The organism is Streptomyces sp. NPDC057565, from assembly GCF_042801455.1.
GTDB classification, from domain to species: Bacteria; Actinomycetota; Actinomycetes; order Streptomycetales; family Streptomycetaceae; genus Streptomyces; species Streptomyces yanii.
Genome location: NZ_JBHVFU010000011.1, coordinates 118,607 through 135,280, shown reverse-complemented (window position 1 = coordinate 135,280; position 16,674 = coordinate 118,607). Strand labels below are relative to the sequence as shown.

Below are 16,674 nucleotides of genomic sequence, written 5' to 3'. Positions count from 1 at the left end.
CTCAGTCGTCTTCGTTGTCGCCGAAGTCGGGGCGGACACCGCGGGCGGCCATGACCTCGTCGTTGGAGGTGCCGGCGGCGACCATCGGCCAGACCATGGCGTCCTCGTGGACGATGAAGTCGATCACGACGGGGCGGTCGTTGATGGAGTTGGCCTCGGCGATGACCTTGTCCAGGTCGGCCGGGTCCTCGCAGCGGATCGCGTAGCAGCCCATGGCCTCGGACAGCTTGACGAAGTCCGGAACCCGGGTGCCCTTCGCCGGGGTGCCCTCGGTGTCGGCGCCGGAGTGCAGCACGGTGTTGGAGTACCGCTGGTTGTAGAACAGGGTCTGCCACTGGCGGACCATCCCGAGCGCGCCGTTGTTGATGATCGCGACCTTGATCGGGATGTTGTTGAGCGCGCAGGTGGTCAGTTCCTGATTGGTCATCTGGAAGCAGCCGTCGCCATCGATCGCCCAGACCGTACGGTCCGGCATGCCGGCCTTCGCGCCCATCGCGGCCGGGACCGCGTAGCCCATCGTTCCGGCGCCGCCGGAGTTCAGCCAGGTGGCGGGCTTCTCGTACTGGATGAAGTGCGAGGCCCACATCTGGTGCTGACCGACACCCGCCGCGAAGATCGTGTCCTCGGGGGCGAGCTCACCGATGCGCTGGATGACCTGCTGCGGCGAGAGGCTGCCGTCCTCCGGCAGGTCGTAGCCGACGGGGTAGGTCTCGCGCCAGCGGTTGAGGTCCTTCCACCAGGCGGAGTAGTCGCCGACGTGACCGTCGGTGTGCTCGGCCTGGACCGCCTGGACGAGGTCGGCGATGACCTCGCGGGCGTCACCGACGATCGGCACGTCGGCGGCGCGGTTCTTGCCGATCTCCGCCGGGTCGATGTCGGCGTGGACGATCTTTGCGTACGGGGCGAAGCTGTCCAGCTTGCCGGTGACACGGTCGTCGAAACGGGCTCCGAGGGCGACGATCAGGTCGGCCTTCTGCAGCGCGGTGACGGCGGTGACCGCACCGTGCATGCCCGGCATTCCCACGTGCAGCGGGTGGCTGTCGGGGAACGAACCGAGCGCCATCAGGGTGGTGGTGACGGGCGCTCCGGTGAGCTCGGCGAGCACCTTCAGTTCGGCGGTGGCGCCGGCCTTCATGACGCCGCCGCCGACGTACAGCACAGGACGCTTGGCCTGGGTGATGAGCCGGGCGGCCTCGCGGATCTGCTTGGCGTGCGGCTTGGTGACCGGGCGGTAGCCGGGCAGGTCCTGGGTCGGCGGCCAGCTGAACGTGGTCTGTGCCTGCAGGGCGTCCTTGGCGATGTCGACGAGGACGGGGCCCGGACGGCCGGTGGAGGCGATGTGGAAGGCCTCGGCGATCGTGTGCGGGATGTCCTCGGCGCGGGTGACCAGGAAGTTGTGCTTGGTGACCGGCATCGTGATGCCGCAGATGTCGGCCTCCTGGAAGGCGTCCGTACCGATCGCCTGCGAGGCGACCTGGCCGGTGATCGCGACCAGCGGGACGGAGTCCATGTGCGCGTCGGCGATCGGGGTGACCAGGTTGGTGGCGCCGGGGCCCGAGGTGGCCATGCAGACACCGACCTTGCCGGTGGCCTGCGCGTAGCCGGTGGCGGCGTGGCCCGCACCCTGCTCGTGGCGGACCAGCACATGACGGACCCGGCTGGAGTCCATCATCGGGTCGTACGCCGGAAGGATGGCGCCGCCGGGAATGCCGAATACCGTGTCGGCCCCCACCTCCTCAAGAGACCGGATGAGGGACTGCGCACCCGTGACGTGCTCAACGGTGGCGGGGGACGATCCGCCGCTACGGGCCCGCGGCTGGGGATGGTGGGCCCCGGTGGCCTGCTCGGTCATCGGCATTCTCTTCTCGAAGCTGAGGGTTTTTGCGGGGTTTTGGGGTGTGCCGGTGCAACAAAAAACCCCTCGTGCCGTGAGGCAAGCGAGGGGAGCGCGCCGGTGCGGTCTGCAGAGTGTCAACGAGGGACTCTGCTTCAGCCGACGCGCTTTCCAAGTACGAGAATTCGGGTGCGCATGGCATTGACCCTCTCTCCGACGCGCCCGACGTGTCAAGTGGGTGGGACGAGCGTCTCACCATGTGAGCCGCTGAGGAGCGGGATCGAGCCGCCTGCCAGGACGGGCTGAGCAACCGGACCACCGGGTACCGGGAACTCGCCGCGGGCCAGTGCTCGGCGCAGCCGGTACTCGTCCAGCGGCCCCGAGAAGGCCATTCCCTGCCCGTGCGTACAGCCCATGGCGCGCAGCGCGAGGACCTGCTCCGGTACGTCGACACCGTCGGCGACGGACTGCAGACCGAGGTCGCAGGCGATCCTCAGCAGCCCGCTGGTGATCTTGTGCAGCCGGGCCGATTCCACGACACCCTCGACGAGGCCGCGGTCCAGTTTCAGGACGTCGATGGGGAGCCGGCGCAGCGCGTTGATCGCGGCGTAACCGCTGCCGAAGCCGTCGAGCGCGATCCGTACGCCGAGCCGCCGCAGGGCGACGAGGCGCTGTTCGAGCTCGTCGAAGGAGACCCGGGGGTCACTGTCGGAGACCTCGATCATCAGCGCCCCTGAAGGCAGGCTGTAGCGGGTGAGGAGGGCCTCGACGGAGCCGAACGGCATCGCCTTGTCCAGCAGTCTGCGGGCGGAGAGCCGGACGGCCACGGAGACGTGGTGCCCGGCCCTGGCCCGGTCCGCGGCCTGCTCGACGGCCGCTTCCAGGAGCCAGCGGCCGAGCTCGGCGGTGCGGTCGCTGTCCTCGGCGACACGAAGGAACTCGGCGGGGGTGAACAGCATGCCCTGGGCGGAGCGCCAGCGGGCCTGTGCGGCGACGGCGGCGACATTGCCGGTGGCGAGATGGATCACGGGCTGGTGGAGCAGGGCGAACTCGCCGTCCCGCAGCGCGGTGCGCATCCGGGCCGCGAGCTCCGAGCGGCGTACCACGTCGGCCTGCATCTGCGGAGCGTACAGCTCCACGCGGTCCTTGCCGCCCGCCTTGGCCCGGTACATGGCGAGATCGGCGTTGCGCATGAGGTCGGTGGGGGTGATGGCGGGCTCGGCGAAGGCGACGCCGATGGAGGCGGCGACCCGGACCTCGCCACCTCCGATCCGGTAGGGCTGGGAGAGCCTGAGGCGCAGCCGGTCGGCGATCTCGTGGACCTGGTACTCACGCGCCGACTGGTCCCGGGTGCCGTCTCCGAGGATCAGCGCCGCGAACTCGTCGCCGCCGAGGCGGGCGGCGGTGTCCCCCACCCGTACGGACTCCTGGAGGCGGCGGGCGGCCTGGATGAGCAGCTCGTCGCCCGCCTGATGGCCCAGCCGGTCGTTGACCGCCTTGAAGCCGTCGAGGTCGATGAAGAGCACCGCGGTGCCGGGGTCGCCGGAGCGGCGGCCACCGAGGGCCTGCCGGACCCGGTCGGTGAACAGGGCGCGGTTGGGCAGGTCGGTGAGCGGGTCGTGCTCGGCGTTGTGCTGCAGCTGGGCCTGGAGCCGGACCCGTTCGGTCACGTCCCGGCTGTTGAGGATCAGCCCGCCCTGGTGGCGGTTGACGGTGGACTCGACATTGAGCCAGTCACCGGTGCCGGACCTGAACCGGCACTCGATCCGGGTGGTGGGTTCCTCACTGGGTGGGGCGGCCAGGAACCGCCGCACCTCGTGGACCACGCGCCCCAGGTCCTCGGGGTGGATGATCGAGGCGAGCTCGGCACCGATCAGGTCGTCGGCCTCGCGCCCGTACACCCCGGAGGCGGCGGGGCTGACGTACCGGAGTATGCCGGTGGGTGCGGCGATCATGATGACATCGCTGGAGCCCTGGACCAGGGAGCGGAAGTGGTTCTCCTTCTGCGCCAGCTCCTGGGTGAGGGCGATGTTGTCGACGAGCATGATGCCCTGCCGGACGACCAGGGCGAGCACCACCGTGCAGCCGGTGAACACCACGACGCGGTCCACCCTGCGGCCCTCGATGACGTTGTAGAGGATCCCGAGGGTGCAGACGGCTGCGGCGAGATACGGCGTCAGGGCGGCCAGCGAACCGGCGATCGGGCGGCTGGTGGCACGCGCGGCGGGGCGCTGCTGGACAGCGTTGTCCGAGGTCCGGTTCGCACCCCAGGGGGCGTACGCGAGGAGCAGCGACCCGGCGAACCAGCCGGCGTCCAACAACTGGCCGGAGTGGTAGGTCTGGCGGAGCAGCGGCGAGGTGAACAGCGCGTCCGACAGGACGGTCAGGGCAAGCGCGGCGACGGCCGTGTTCACCGCGGAGCGGTTCACGTTGGACCGCCGGAAGTGCAGGGCGAGGACCATGGAGACGAGCACGATGTCGAGCAGCGGATAGGCCAGCGAGAGCGCCACGCGGGCCACGCTCGTCCCTCCGGCGTCCGCGAGGTGCGCGGTGTGGGCGAGGGCGAGGCTCCACGACAGAGTCAGGAGCGATCCGCCGATCAGCCAGGAGTCCAGTACGAGACAGACCCAGCCGGCCCGGGTGGCGGGGCGTTTGGCGAGGACGAGCAGTCCGATGATCGCGGGCGGGGCGAAGCAGAGGTAGAAGGCGTCGGCGAGGGACAGGCTGGGCACCGGGAGCCCGAGCACGACCTCGTACCACCCCCAGACGGCGTTTCCCCCGGCGGCCATCAGCGAGGAGAGCGAGAACAGCAGCCAGGCGGGCCGGAAGCGGTTCCCCGAGGCGCGCGCGTAGAGGAAACAGGAGACAGCCGCGATCAGGGCGGCAGCACTGAGGCCGAAGTCACCCATGACGAGTGCCAGTTCGGGCGAACCCCAGCCCAGCGCCGCCCCCACGGCGTAACCACCGCAGACCAGGCCGAGGAAGAGCTGCGAGACCAGCCCCCAGGCACCGCCGGCGGTCGGCTGCCGGGAGAGGAGCGCCCCGAGTGCGCTTGCCGGGGCGCTCACCGGGGTGCCTCCGATGTCATCGGATGGGCGCGGGCCCGGCGGGGTGGCCGGCCCGGCGGTCGCCGCCGACCGCCCTGTCGCGTCGGATCGTTCGTCCATCGGCCATACATCGCCTGTCGCCCCCCTCGCGTTCCGCTGCCACCCCGGTACCGCCCCTTCCACAACACAGCCCCCCATCCGGGACGATACACCAGACTCGTCACACAGGGACATAGCGCCTCTACTCTCCGTGACTATCTGGGGAGTTGTCGACACGGTGCGCTACGGAACCGATCCGCAGCGTGGTCAGCCGGTGGTGAGTACGACGTTCTGCACCGGCTCCCCCGCTGCGAACCGGGTGAGCTGGCCGGCCAGCAGGCGCTTGGCACGCGGCAGGAATGCCGAGGTGCTGCCTCCCACATGAGGTGTGATCAGCACGTTCGGAGCATGCCAGAGGGGATGGCCGGCGGGCAGCGGTTCGGGGTCGGTGACATCGAGGGCGGCGCGCAGCCGGCCGGACTCGAGTTCGGACAGCAGGGCCTTGGTGTCCACGACGCCACCGCGCGCGACGTTCACGAGCAGCGCGCCGTCCGCCATCGCGGCCAGGAAGTCGGCGCCCACCAGCCCTTGTGTGGAGGCGTTCAGCGGGGTGGACAGAACGACGATGTCGGCCTCGGGCAGCAGCGCGGGCAGGTCGTCGAGCGTGTGCACGGGGCCGCGCGCAGTTGTCCGTGCGGAGCGCGCGACGCGCGCCACCCGCGCACACTCGAAGGGCACGAGCCGGTCCTCGATGGCGGCGCCGATCGATCCGTACCCCACGATCAGTACGGACTTGTCCGCGAGCGCCGGGTAGAAGCCGGAACGCCATTCCTCCTTGTCCTGTCCGTGGACGAATCCGGGGAAGCCGCGCAGCGAGGCGAGGATCAGGGCGAGGGTGAGCTCCGCCGTCGAGGCCTCGTGGACACCCTTTGCGTTGCACAGCCGTACCCCGGCGGGCAACCGGCCGAGCCCCGGCTGGACATGGTCGATGCCCGCGGAGAGCGTCTGCACGACCTGCACGGCCCCCATCCCGGCGAGCGGGCGGACCGCGATCTCCAGGCCCTTCATGTAGGGAACGACGTAGAAGGCGCAGTCCGCGGGATCGGCGGGGAAGTCCTGCGCGCCGTCCCAGAACCGGTAGTTGAGCCCCTGGGGGAGTCCTTCGATCTCGTCGGCCGGAATCGGCAGCCATACGTCGGGAGTCTTTGTAGAAGTCATGGTCAGGAGGCTATGCGAAGCCCGCCGGGCGGCAGAGGTTACTTTTGGGTGCGGTGCGGCCCCCTGACGGCGGGGCCGAGTGCCTCGCCGGGCGGGGTACCAAGGAGGGTTCGGGGAGTTGGAGCGCAGGAGTCTCGGGGCGGCGGCGCTCGCCGTGGGTGCGGTCGGACTCGGCTGCATGCCTATGAGCTGGGCGTACAGCGCGTCGCAGCAGCGTGGTGACCGTGCGTTGCGGACAGTGCACGCCGCGCTCGACGCGGGTGCCGACCTGCTCGACACGGCCGACATGTACGGCCCCTTCACCAATGAGCTCCTGATCGGCAGGGCGCTGAAGGGGCGTCGGGACGAGGCGTTCGTCTCCACCAAGTGCGGGCTGCTGGTGGGCGATCAGCACATCGTGGCCAATGGCCGTCCCGGCTATGTGCGCCGGGCCTGTGACGCGTCGCTGCGCCGGCTGCAGACCGACGTGATCGATCTGTACCACCTGCACCGGGCCGACCCCGAGGTGCCGGTGGAGGAGACCTGGGGGGCGATGGCGGAGCTGGTCACCGCGGGGAAGGTGCGGGCGCTCGGGCTGAGTGCGGTCGGGGCACGGGCCTCGCGCCGGCCGGGGGCACGGATGCATGACGGAACGATTCGGCAGCTGGAGCGGGTGCAGCAGGTCTTTCCGGTGAGCGCGGTCCAGGCGGAACTCTCGGTGTGGTCGCCGGAGGCGCTGGACGCGCTGCTGCCGTGGTGCGAGGCGCGGGGTGTGGGCCTGCTGGCTGCGATGCCGCTGGGGAACGGCTATCTGACGGGCACGCTGACGCCGGGCCAGGGCTTCGAGCCGGACGATCTGCGGGCCAGGCATCCACGGTTCACCGCCGAGATGATGGCGGCGAACCAGCCGCTGGTGGTGGGACTGCGCCGGATCGCCGAGCGGCACGGGGCGACTCCGGCCCAGGTGGCGCTGGCCTGGGTGCTGCGGCAGGGCCCGCATGTGGTGCCGGTGCCGGGCACGAAGCGGGAGCAATGGGCGGTGGAGAACGCAGGGGCGGCCGGACTGGAGCTGACGGCGCGGGATCTGGCCGAGATCGCGCGGCTGCCACGGGCGCGGGGGTCGTGGGACTGAGGGCGGGTGTGCGCGGGTCCGGCACCTGCCGGAAAAGTTCGTGTGCTTGCGGAACCCGGGGCCGGGCTGCGGTGTAGGAACAGTAGTCAGGCAGCCGTCGAAGGGACCGGTGTTGTGCGCATTGCTGTATTCGGATCGCCGAGAACCCGTGCGGGACGCCCACGCATCCTCCCGGGCGCGCGCCGCGCTGCGGTGGCCGCGCTGGCTGCGGGCTCGCTGCTGCTGACCGCGGGGTGCTCGTCGAACGACGACTCGGAAAACACGCAGGTCCGCCCCACGGGCGCAACCGCCACGGAGCCCTCAGCGCCCTCCTCGCCACTCTCCTCGCCACCGCCGGCGAAGGGCTCGGTGAAGGTGGTGTCGACGCTGACGGAGGGGCTCGCGTCTCCATGGGGGCTGGCGGAGCTGCCGGGCGGCGATCTGCTGGTGTCCTCACGCGACAGGAGAACGATCACCCGGATCGACGGCAGCACGGGAAAGCAGACACTGCTGGGCACGGTGCCCGGCGTGTCGCCCGCCGGGGAGGGCGGGTTGCTGGGGATCGCGGTCTCCCCGGCGTTCGGCACGGACCATCTGCTGTACGCGTACTTCACGACCGCGTCCGACAACCGCATCGCCCGCATGCGGTACGACGGGACCGGCAGAGCCCCCGGCCGGCAGCTGGGTGCACCGCACACGATCCTGCGGGGCATCCCGAAGGGCTACATCCACAACGGCGGCCGGATCGCCTTCGGCCCGGACGGCATGCTGTACGCGGGCACGGGCGAGACGGGGCAGACCAGGGAGCTCTCACAGGACAAGAAGTCCCTGGCGGGCAAGATCCTGCGGATGACCCCGGACGGCAGACCGGCACCGGGCAACCCCGTGCCCGGCTCACTGATGTATTCGTACGGGCACCGCAATGTGCAGGGTCTGGCGTGGGACGGGCAGAAACGGCTGTGGGCGTCCGAATTCGGGCAGGACACCTGGGACGAGCTGAATCAGATCGTGCCCGGCGGGAATTACGGCTGGCCGAAGTACGAGGGCAAGGTGGGCAAGGCGGGTTTTGTCGATCCCGTGGCCCAGTGGAGACCGTCCGAGGCATCCCCGAGCGGGATCGCCTTCGCCCGGGGCTCGATCTGGATGGCGGGCCTGCGCGGTGAGCGGCTCTGGAGGATTCCGCTGTCCGGCAGCCCGGGCAGGGAACCTCTGGCCGCCCCGCAGTCGTTCCTCCGAGGGAAGTACGGCCGTCTGCGCACGGTGCTCGCCGCGGGCGGCGACAGACTCTGGCTGGTCACGAGCAACACGGACACCCGCGGCACCCCGAAGCCGGGAGACGACAGAGTCCTGGTGCTCCAGGTGCGGTAGCGGCGACAGCAGGTGAAAGGGTGCGATCCGGTGTTCAACTTCTTCGAGGAACTCTTCGCCCCGGGCCGCAAGCACGCCGCGGAGGAACAGAAGCGGCTGGAGCTGACCCGGGTGGATCTGGGCACGGGCGACCCCGCCCGCGGCCCGATAGACCTGAGCTCGGGAAAGGTGACGGTGCGCGTCCCCGGTCCGGAAGATACCCCGCCACCCCCGCCGACCCCGCTTCAGGACCCGGAAGACACCGAGGCCCCCTCAAGCCGCTCGGGCCCACCCGGCAATTGAGGACAAAACGGTCACCGGACGGCGCGGGTACCCGTTCCCCGCACCGGCCCCGCCGAGCTCCTCTAAGACACCCCGTTGTCCCGGTACAGGCGGAGGCGGTGCGCCAGAGCCGCAGCCTCGCCGCGACTGGAGACGCCGAGCTTTGCAAGGATGTTCGAGACATGCACGCTCGCGGTCTTGGGCGAGATGTACAGCTCCTCGGCAATCCGCCGGTTCGTATGCCCCGCAGCGACAAGCCGGTGCACGTCCTGCTCGCGCCTCGTCAGCCCGAACGACTCCACGGCCGCGACGGCCGCGTCCTGGAACTGGTCCTCGGAGTGCTCCCGCTCCGCGGCCCCACCCATGGAGCCCGCCTCGGCCGGGACGGTGACCGCGACCGGAATCTCGTCCGGGGAGGGGGCGAGCGTGATGCGTGCGCGGCCGGCCAGCAGCTCGATGGTCTCGGCCAGCGGGCGCGCACCGAGCCGCTCGGCGATGCTGTGGGCGTCGCGCAGGAGACCGGCCGCCGCGGCACGGTCACCGGAGGCGACGAGGATGGCCTCCGCCCAGCGGTGGTGGACCTGGGCCTGTTCGTACGGGCGGGAGAGGGGGGCGAAGGCGGCGGCCGCGCGGGACCAGTGCTCAGGGGTGTCGGCGCCCTCCGCCCGGGCCAGCTCGGCGTTGATCAGCAGGCCGTACGCGGCCCAGACCGGGACGAACATGGGCAACTGCCCCACGTGCTTGCGGATGAGGGCGAGAATCGCAGGCCGGCCTGGCTCCGTGGCGGGCAGCCCGCGGGCGTCCGCCTCCGCCGCGGCGGCGGTATGGAGGAGCGGCAGCGCGTACCGCTGGGTGCCGGGCGGGAAGCCCTGCTCCGCCTGTGCCTCGAAGACGGCCCGCGCCTCCAGGAGGCGCCCCTGCTGCACGGCCAGAGTCATGGCATGGCGAACGGGGTTGATGAGGTGCTGGGGCTGCGGGTCGCGTGAACCGAAGTGCCGCTGAGTGAGCGCGAGCTGGACCTCGGCCTCGGCGAAGTCGCCACGGGCGAGAGCCAGCTCGGTGCGGCGCGAGGCCACGAGGCCCTGCGCCTTGCGGGACTGTGCTGTGCGGGCCGCCGCTTCCGTGGTCGCCCGGCTCTCGTCCCAGTGGCCGAGGGAGAAGTACGACGTCGCCTGGTTGGTGCGGACCCACACCTCCATGTCGGCGACACCGTGGCTGTGGCAGACCTCGATGCCGTGATCCGCTGCGGCGACCGCTTCCAGGGAGCGGCCCATGGCTTCGAGCGTCGAGGGGAGATTGATGCTGGCGCGGCCCATGATGCCCACGAGGTGGAGTTCATCGGCCCGGTCGCGCACGGCGTACATCTCGGCGATGCCCTCGTCGATACCGCCCGCATCGGCAGTGAGCCAGCCGCGGGTGAGCCGGGCGTGAAGCTCGATGTACTCGTCGCCGACGAGCTGCGCGTACTCCACGGCCCGGTCGACTGCGGCGAGCGTCTCCGCGCCGGGGCGGTGCAGGGCACCCCATCCGGCCACGCTCATGAGGACGTCGGCATGGACGGCGGACGGGGGCAGGCCACGGACCAGGTCCTGGGCGATGGCCAGTTCCTGCCAGCCGTCGCCCCGGGTGAGGTCCTGCATCAGCCGGGAGCGCTGCACCCAGAACCAGGCGGCCCGCAGCGGGTCGGGGTCGTCGTCCAGGACCCGTATGGCCTTCTTGGAGATGGCGAGGGCACGTTCGCGTTCGCCGCCGAAACGGGCGGCGACCGTGGCTTCGGCCATCAGATCGAGATAGCGGAGCGGGGTGGCCTCGGGATCGCGGCCACAGGCCGGGTAGACCTCTGCGTAGTCGATGGGGCGCAGGGTGCGGCGTATCTCGTCGGGGACGTCGTCCCACAGTTCCATCGCGCGTTCCAGCAGCCGGAGTTGCTCGGTGAAGGCGTAGCGGCGGCGGGCCTCGACGGAGGCCTTCAGGACGGCGGGGAGTGCCTTGGCCGGATCGTGGGCGCCGTACCAGTAGCTGGCCAGGCGCGTCGCGCGTTCGCCCGCGCGGACGAGCGTGGGGTCGGCCTCCAGCGCCTCGGCGTAGCGGCGGTTGAGGCGCGAGCGTTCGCCGGGCAGCAGGTCGTCGCTGACGGCTTCGCGGACCAGTGAGTGCCGGAAGCGGTAGCCGTTGCCCTCCCCGGTGGTGAGAAGCAGGTTGGCGCCGACGGCTCCGCGCAGTGCCTCGATGAGTTCGTCCTCGGTCAGTCCGCAGACCGCGGCCAGCAGTTCGTACTCGACGGTGGAGCCGCCCTCGGCGATGACCCGGGCGATCTTCTGGGCATCCTCGGAGAGCGCTTCGACGCGGACGAGAAGAAGGTCGCGGAGCGAGTCGGAGAGTCCGGCGCTGTCGCCGCACTCCAGGCTGCAGGCGAGCTCTTCGACGAAGAAGGCGTTGCCGTCGGAGCGTTCGAAGATCTCGTCCACGAGGGCGGGTTCGGGGGTGGCCGCGAGGATGCCGGTGAGCTGACGACGGACCTCGGCGCGGTTGAACCGGGCGAGTTCGATCCGGCGGACGGTGCGGAGGCGGTCCAGTTCGGCAAGGAGGGGGCGCAGGGGGTGGCGGCGGTGGACGTCGTCGGCCCGGTAGGTGCCGATGACGACGAGGCGGCCGCTGCGCAGCGTGCGGAAGAGATAGGCGAGGAGGTGGCGGGTGGAGGCGTCGGCCCAGTGCAGGTCCTCCAGGACGAGAACGACGGGCCGGTCCGCAGAGATGCGTTCCAGCAGCCGGGCGGTGAGCTCGAAGAGCCGTGCGGTGCCGTGCTCGTCGGTGGCGTCCCGGTCGGCCTCGCCGAGTTCGGGGAGGAGCCGGGCCAGTTCGCCTTCCTGCCCGGCACAGGCTGCGGCCATCTCGTCGGGCAGGGTGCGGCGCAGGGCGCGCAGGGCCGTGGAGAACGGGGCGTACGGCAGCCCGTCGGCGCCGATCTCGACGCAGCCGCCGACGGCGACGGCGGCGTCGCGGCGGCCGGCCTCGATCAGGAATTCCTCGACCAGCCGCGTCTTGCCGACGCCGGCCTCGCCACCGATGAGCAGCGCCTGCGGTTCTCCGCCGGGCGCCCCGGCGCTGTCGGGGTGTCCGGCGGTGGCGCGGACGAGCGCATCGGTGAGCGAGGTGAGTTCGCCTGCGCGACCGACGAACACGGGACTGACAGACCTGGTCTCCACGTCGCCGAGCATCGCACATGGGTGCGACACCGTGACGGCGAGAGGGAAATCGGTACTCATCGCACGCCCGTTACGCGGCGTGGACGAACCGGTTCCGTAGCGAACTCACCGCCCCCTCGTCCTCCTTGCGTCCGGATCGGCGAGCGGCGCGGCGGTCCCGGCGGACCTGTCGGAGGACGCGCTCGCGCTCGGCCCGGTGCAGGAGTTCGGCTTCCCTGATCTTGTGGAGGTCGTACGCGTACATGTGGTTCTCCTGGATGTCGACGGCCCGGTGGGGCCCGGTGGAGGGGCAGTTGGTGCGACGGGCCCGGTTCTGCCGGGCTCGTCCTCTGCCGTGCCTCTACTTTCGTCTTCCAGGGGGTGTCGCCGCATCGGGCGACTTCCGCATCTCTGCGGGGCGGGGGGCCTTAGTCGCAGGCGGCAGGTGCCGCATCCGGACCAAGACCCCCCGGGTGGATGCCTTAGAGGAGCGCCGGTCGGTGCGTACTGGCCGATCGGCCATCCCTCGCGGCGGCCCGATCACCCGCACCGGCTGCGGCCCGACCGCCTGTCTCAGCCGGCAGCGCTCGCGGTCGGCAGGGCGACGATGAGGTCGAAGTACATGCCGACGGAGATCAGTACGCCGAGGACACCGAGTGCGATTCCGGCGGTCGCCACGGCGCGGACCCAGCCGGGCTGCGGGTCCTTGGCGGGTGCGCCGAACGCCGGGCGGACCAGGGCGAAGACGCCGACCAGCACGGCGAGGAGCGCGAAGAGGCCGTTGACGAGGGCGGTGGAGTGCCAGGCGTCGCCGTAGATCTCGGAGATCTGTTGGGCCACGGAGCCACCGGAGGCGGTCTTCATCTGGCCCAGCAGGGTCTCCCGCTCGGCGGCGACCCGGCCCGACCATGCCCCGGTGAGGCCGACGACGCCGAGGCCGGCGGCGACGACGGCCGCGGCGGCCGCGCCGAGCCCCGACGGCGCCCGGTCGACATCGTCGTCCTTCGGATCGAAGTCGAGGTCCGGATCGGAGTCGGTATCGGCGCCGCTGTCGTGACCGGGACCGTCGCCGTCGCCCGGCACCCGCCCGCCCTCGGCTTCGCCTCCCGCCTCGTCCGACACGTCGGAGGCGTCCGACGCGCCCTTCGCGAGCGTCGCGGATGTCGCGTCCGTGGCTTCGGGTGCCTCGGTGGTAGGGGCTTCGGTGGTCTTGGACGTCGTGGGGTTCATGCGCCGCACGCTAGGCGGCCCGGATGAGAACCCTCTTAACGTCCACGGCCGGTCCGATACCGCCCGGCCCGGAGTGGACCCGCACCGGGCAGCAGCCCCGTCTCAGCCCTGCTGGGCGCGCCACTCGGGTGCCAGCACGGACCAGATCTCCGAGTCGTGCCGCGTCCCCCGGTACGGGTAGCTCTCGCGGAGTACCCCGTCGCGCGTCATACCGAGCCGCTTCGCGACCGCGACACTGCGGGTGTTGGCGGAGGACGCGACCCACTCCACGCGGTGCATCCCGCGCTCCTCGACCGCCCAGTCGATCAGCTTCCGCACCGCCCGGGTCACCAGACCGCGCCCCTCTCCCGCGGACTCCAGCCAGCAGCCGACCTCACAGTTCCCCGACTCGGTGTCGAAGATCCGGAAGAGGACGCCGCCGACGAGCGTGCCTTCCAGCCAGATGCCGTACAGCCGGCCCGTGTCGGCCGCCTGCTTGTCGGCGTACCGCTGCAGCAGGGCGCGCGCCGATTCGAGATCGGTGGCGAAGGCCGCGAACGGGATCCACGGGTCGACGAGCTCGCGAGCCCGGTCGATGTGCGCGAGGAACTCCTCCGCCTGCCAGACTTCCAGCGGGCGCAGTTCCGCACCGTCGTCACCCAGGGATACCGCGAACATCGTGCTCCTCCAACTGCCTCGTCAGTGGACGCGCTGCGCGGCCGGTTCGTCGTCCTCGCTGCTGCGCGCCGAAAGAATTTTCGCATGCGGGGCCCGGCAGTCGGGCGGCTCGATGCTGATGCGCGGAAGCCATCGGTCCAGCCGGCGCGGCAGCCACCAGTTGGCGCCGCCCAGCATGTGCATCAGGGCGGGAACCAGCAGGGTGCGCAGGACGAAGGCGTCCAGGGCGACCGCGGCGGCAAGTGCGATGCCGAACATCGCGATGACTCGGTCTCCGCTGAGGACGAAGGCGAGGAAGACGGAGATCATGATCACCGCGGCGGAGTTGATCACCCGGCTGGTCTCGGCGAGGCCGACCCGGACCGCCCGCCGGTTGTCGCCGGTCTCCAGCCACTCCTCGTACATCCGGCCGACGAGGAACACCTGGTAGTCCATGGAGAGGCCGAAGAGCACGGAGACCATGATGACCGGGAGGAAGGGTTCGATGGGTCCGGCGCTGCCCAGCCCCAGCAGTTCGCTCCCCCACCCCCACTGGAAGATCGCGACGACGACGCCGAAGGAGGAGGCGACGGCGGCCACGTTCATCGCGGCTGCCTTCAGCGGGATGCCGATCGACCGGAACGCCAGCAGCAGGAGCAGGCAGCCGAGCCCGATGACGGCGCCGACGAAGAGCGGGAGTTTGCCGATGATGATCCGGGCGAAGTCGTCGTAGCCGGCCGTCGCACCGCCCACGTACGCGTGCAGTGAGGTGTTCTCCTCGGTGTGCGGCAGGACGTCCGTGCGCAGCCGGTCGACGAGTGCGCTGGTCTCCCGCGACTGCGGCGACGAGGCCGGGACGACGGTGACGAACGCCGCGTCGCCGCTGTTGTTGTACGTGACGTGGCTGACCGAAGCGACACCGTCGATGGCCCGGAGGGTGGCGGGCAGACCGTCCATCGCGAGCCGGTCGTCGGCCCCGTCGAGCTGCGCGGCGATGGTCAGCGGGCCGTTGACGCCGGGCCCGAATCCGTCGGCCAGCAGGTCGTACGCCTGCCGGGTGGTGGACGACGCGGCGTTGTTGCCCTGGTCGGAGCTGCCGAGGTGGAGCGCGAACGTGGGCAGTGCGAGGACGAGCATCACCACGGCGGCAACCGCGCCGAGCAGTTTGGGGTGGCGTTCGACAAACGCCGACCAGCGCGCGGCGAAACCGGTGGGCAGCTCGGGCTGTGGTCCGTGCTCGGCGAGTTGCTTGCGCTCGCGCCGGTTCAGCGCCCGTATCCCGATGAAGGAGAGCAGCGCGGGCAGCAGGGTCACCGAGGCGGCCACGGTCAGCACCACGGTGAGCGAGGCGGCGATCGCGACGCCGTTGAGGAACCCGAGCCGCAGGATGAGCATGCCGAGCAGTGCGATGCATACGGTGGCTCCGGCGAAGACGACGGCGCGCCCGGTCGTCGCGACGGCGTTCTGCGCCGCCTCCGCGACCGACATGCCGCGCCGCAGTCCGCTGCGGTGCCGGGTGACGATGAACAGCGCGTAGTCGATGCCGACGCCAAGGCCTATCAGCATGCCGAGCATGGGAGCGAAGTCGGCGACGGTCATCAGGTGCCCGAGCAGCACGATGCCCGCGTACGCCGTTCCGACCGAGACGAGGGCGGTGGCGATGGGCAGCAGGCTGGCGGCGAGCGAGCCGAAGGCGAGGAAGAGGACGACCGCGGCGACGACCACTCCGATGGCCTCGCTGAGATGGGCGGACGGTGCCTCGGTGAGGGCGACGGCGGAGCCGCCCAGCTCCACCTGGAGTCCGTCGCCGGCGGCCGCCTTCGCGGTGTCGACGACGGCCCGGGCCTGCTGCACCGGGATGTCGTCGGCCTGCTGGTCGAAGGTGATCGTGGCGTAGGCGGTGTGTCCGTCCGCGCTGATCTGCCCCGCGCCGGAGCCCCCGTAGGGCCCGGTGACGCCGCCGACGCCGGGCAGTTGCTCGATCGCGTGGAGGGTCCGGGTCATCGTCTGCCGGACGTCGGCGGCCCGGACGGTGGAGTCGGTGGTGTGCCAGACGACGGTGTCGGTGTCACCGCCGAGGTCCGTGAATCCGCTCTTCAGCAGTTCGGTCGCCCGCCCGGACTCGGTGCCGGGCACCTCGTAGTCGTTGGAGTAGGCGGACCCCGCGAACCCCGCCGCGGTGGCCGCGCCGCCGAGGGCGAGCAGCCAGATGAGGACAGCGAGGAGACGGTGCCTGATGCACCAGCGGGCGATGGCAGCCAACGGATGTGCTCCCTGGTGGTTCGTGGATCTTTTTCGGGAGATCTGATGAACGGCCCGCAAAGAACACATGACCTGAGAATCGTCACTCTGGCAGCCGGCGGTGATCCTTTGCCCGTTTCGTGGCGATGCTCACAGGGACTGATATTTCCCCTACACGCGCGGCCGGACACCGACCGCGCGTCGCCCCCGGCGCCTCGCCCCTCCGTGAGATACGGATGCATCTCGTGCGCACGGTCGCGTCTCCAGAGCCTGCGCCGCGGCGCCGAGCGCGTCGACGGCAGCCCGCCCGACGATGTACGGCGCCATGCCCACCAGGGCGAAGGTCAGCGGGACGGTCTGCTCGCCGCCCGGTTCGGCGGCGAGCAGGCGGGCGCACTCCAGGACGACGGGGTCCGCCTCGTCCGGGGTGGACCCCGTCGTGACGCCGGACCAGTTCTCGATCGGTTCAGCCGTGATCGTGAATACGCCCGTCGCACGCGGCACGGTTCCGCGGTGGTGTCCGGC

The 16,674-nt window shown here is 71.0% G+C and carries 12 protein-coding genes; 3 read left to right on the top strand and 9 right to left on the bottom strand.

What is annotated here, in order from left to right:
* Window position 1: 1 nt before the first annotated feature.
* From ACFU8W_RS21855 to ACFU8W_RS21845, 3 genes are all read right to left on the bottom strand, one after another.
* Window positions 2-1,858 carry an acetolactate synthase large subunit gene (locus ACFU8W_RS21855; protein ID WP_345510182.1) on the bottom strand — a complete coding sequence of 619 codons (1,857 nt, stop codon included), beginning with the start codon at window positions 1,856-1,858 and terminating at the stop codon, window positions 2-4.
* A gap of 206 nt (window positions 1,859-2,064) precedes the next feature.
* Complete coding sequence (locus tag ACFU8W_RS21850; protein WP_384039634.1) at window positions 2,065-4,902, bottom strand: putative bifunctional diguanylate cyclase/phosphodiesterase; 2,838 nt, start codon at window positions 4,900-4,902, stop codon at window positions 2,065-2,067.
* A gap of 285 nt (window positions 4,903-5,187) precedes the next feature.
* Window positions 5,188-6,138: a 2-hydroxyacid dehydrogenase gene (locus ACFU8W_RS21845; RefSeq protein WP_384039632.1), complete on the bottom strand. Its 951-nt coding sequence runs from the start codon at window positions 6,136-6,138 to the stop codon at window positions 5,188-5,190.
* A 154-nt stretch (window positions 6,139-6,292) separates the two neighbouring features.
* Between ACFU8W_RS21845 and ACFU8W_RS21840 the strand changes: the two genes are divergently transcribed.
* From ACFU8W_RS21840 to ACFU8W_RS21830, 3 genes are all read left to right on the top strand, one after another.
* Window positions 6,293-7,249, top strand: coding sequence for an aldo/keto reductase (locus tag ACFU8W_RS21840; protein ID WP_345510582.1), 957 nt, complete (start codon window positions 6,293-6,295; stop codon window positions 7,247-7,249).
* Window positions 7,250-7,441: 192 nt separating this feature from the next.
* The gene (locus ACFU8W_RS21835) at window positions 7,442-8,596 is read left to right on the top strand and encodes a PQQ-dependent sugar dehydrogenase (protein WP_384039799.1); all 1,155 of its coding nucleotides are present in this window, start codon (window positions 7,442-7,444) and stop codon (window positions 8,594-8,596) included.
* Window positions 8,597-8,626: 30 nt separating this feature from the next.
* Window positions 8,627-8,878, top strand: a complete 252-nt coding sequence (locus ACFU8W_RS21830) for a DUF6191 domain-containing protein (protein WP_384039629.1) — start codon at window positions 8,627-8,629, stop codon at window positions 8,876-8,878.
* 62 nt (window positions 8,879-8,940) lie between these two features.
* Here ACFU8W_RS21830 and ACFU8W_RS21825 read toward each other — a convergent pair whose 3' ends face one another.
* From ACFU8W_RS21825 to ACFU8W_RS21800, 6 genes are all read right to left on the bottom strand, one after another.
* Entirely contained in the window at window positions 8,941-12,075 is a 3,135-nt protein-coding gene (locus ACFU8W_RS21825) for an AAA family ATPase (RefSeq protein WP_384039796.1), read from the bottom strand.
* 58 nt (window positions 12,076-12,133) lie between these two features.
* Window positions 12,134-12,307, bottom strand: a complete 174-nt coding sequence (locus ACFU8W_RS21820) for a hypothetical protein (protein ID WP_345510186.1) — start codon at window positions 12,305-12,307, stop codon at window positions 12,134-12,136.
* Window positions 12,308-12,615: 308 nt separating this feature from the next.
* Window positions 12,616-13,272 carry a hypothetical protein gene (locus ACFU8W_RS21815; protein WP_384039626.1) on the bottom strand — a complete coding sequence of 219 codons (657 nt, stop codon included), beginning with the start codon at window positions 13,270-13,272 and terminating at the stop codon, window positions 12,616-12,618.
* A 102-nt stretch (window positions 13,273-13,374) separates the two neighbouring features.
* Window positions 13,375-13,929, bottom strand: a complete 555-nt coding sequence (locus ACFU8W_RS21810; protein ID WP_384039623.1) for a GNAT family N-acetyltransferase — start codon at window positions 13,927-13,929, stop codon at window positions 13,375-13,377.
* 21 nt (window positions 13,930-13,950) lie between these two features.
* Window positions 13,951-16,170 (bottom strand): MMPL family transporter, encoded by a 2,220-nt coding sequence (locus ACFU8W_RS21805; RefSeq protein ID WP_384039620.1) that lies wholly within the window; start codon window positions 16,168-16,170, stop codon window positions 13,951-13,953.
* Between the two features lie 150 nt (window positions 16,171-16,320).
* On the bottom strand, window positions 16,321-16,653 hold the full coding sequence (locus ACFU8W_RS21800; protein ID WP_384039617.1) for a hypothetical protein: 333 nt from the start codon (window positions 16,651-16,653) through the stop codon (window positions 16,321-16,323).
* Between the last annotated feature and the right edge of the window lie 21 nt (window positions 16,654-16,674).

Coding starts and splice junctions, on each gene's coding strand:
- ACFU8W_RS21825 (WP_384039796.1), bottom strand. CDS start 12,075: ATGCTCGGCGACGTGGAGACCAGGTCTGTCAGTCCCGTGTTCGTCGGT.
- ACFU8W_RS21810 (WP_384039623.1), bottom strand. CDS start 13,929: ATGTTCGCGGTATCCCTGGGTGACGACGGTGCGGAACTGCGCCCGCTG.
- ACFU8W_RS21845 (WP_384039632.1), bottom strand. CDS start 6,138: ATGACTTCTACAAAGACTCCCGACGTATGGCTGCCGATTCCGGCCGAC.
- ACFU8W_RS21855 (WP_345510182.1), bottom strand. CDS start 1,858: ATGCCGATGACCGAGCAGGCCACCGGGGCCCACCATCCCCAGCCGCGG.
- ACFU8W_RS21815 (WP_384039626.1), bottom strand. CDS start 13,272: ATGAACCCCACGACGTCCAAGACCACCGAAGCCCCTACCACCGAGGCA.
- ACFU8W_RS21820 (WP_345510186.1), bottom strand. CDS start 12,307: ATGTACGCGTACGACCTCCACAAGATCAGGGAAGCCGAACTCCTGCAC.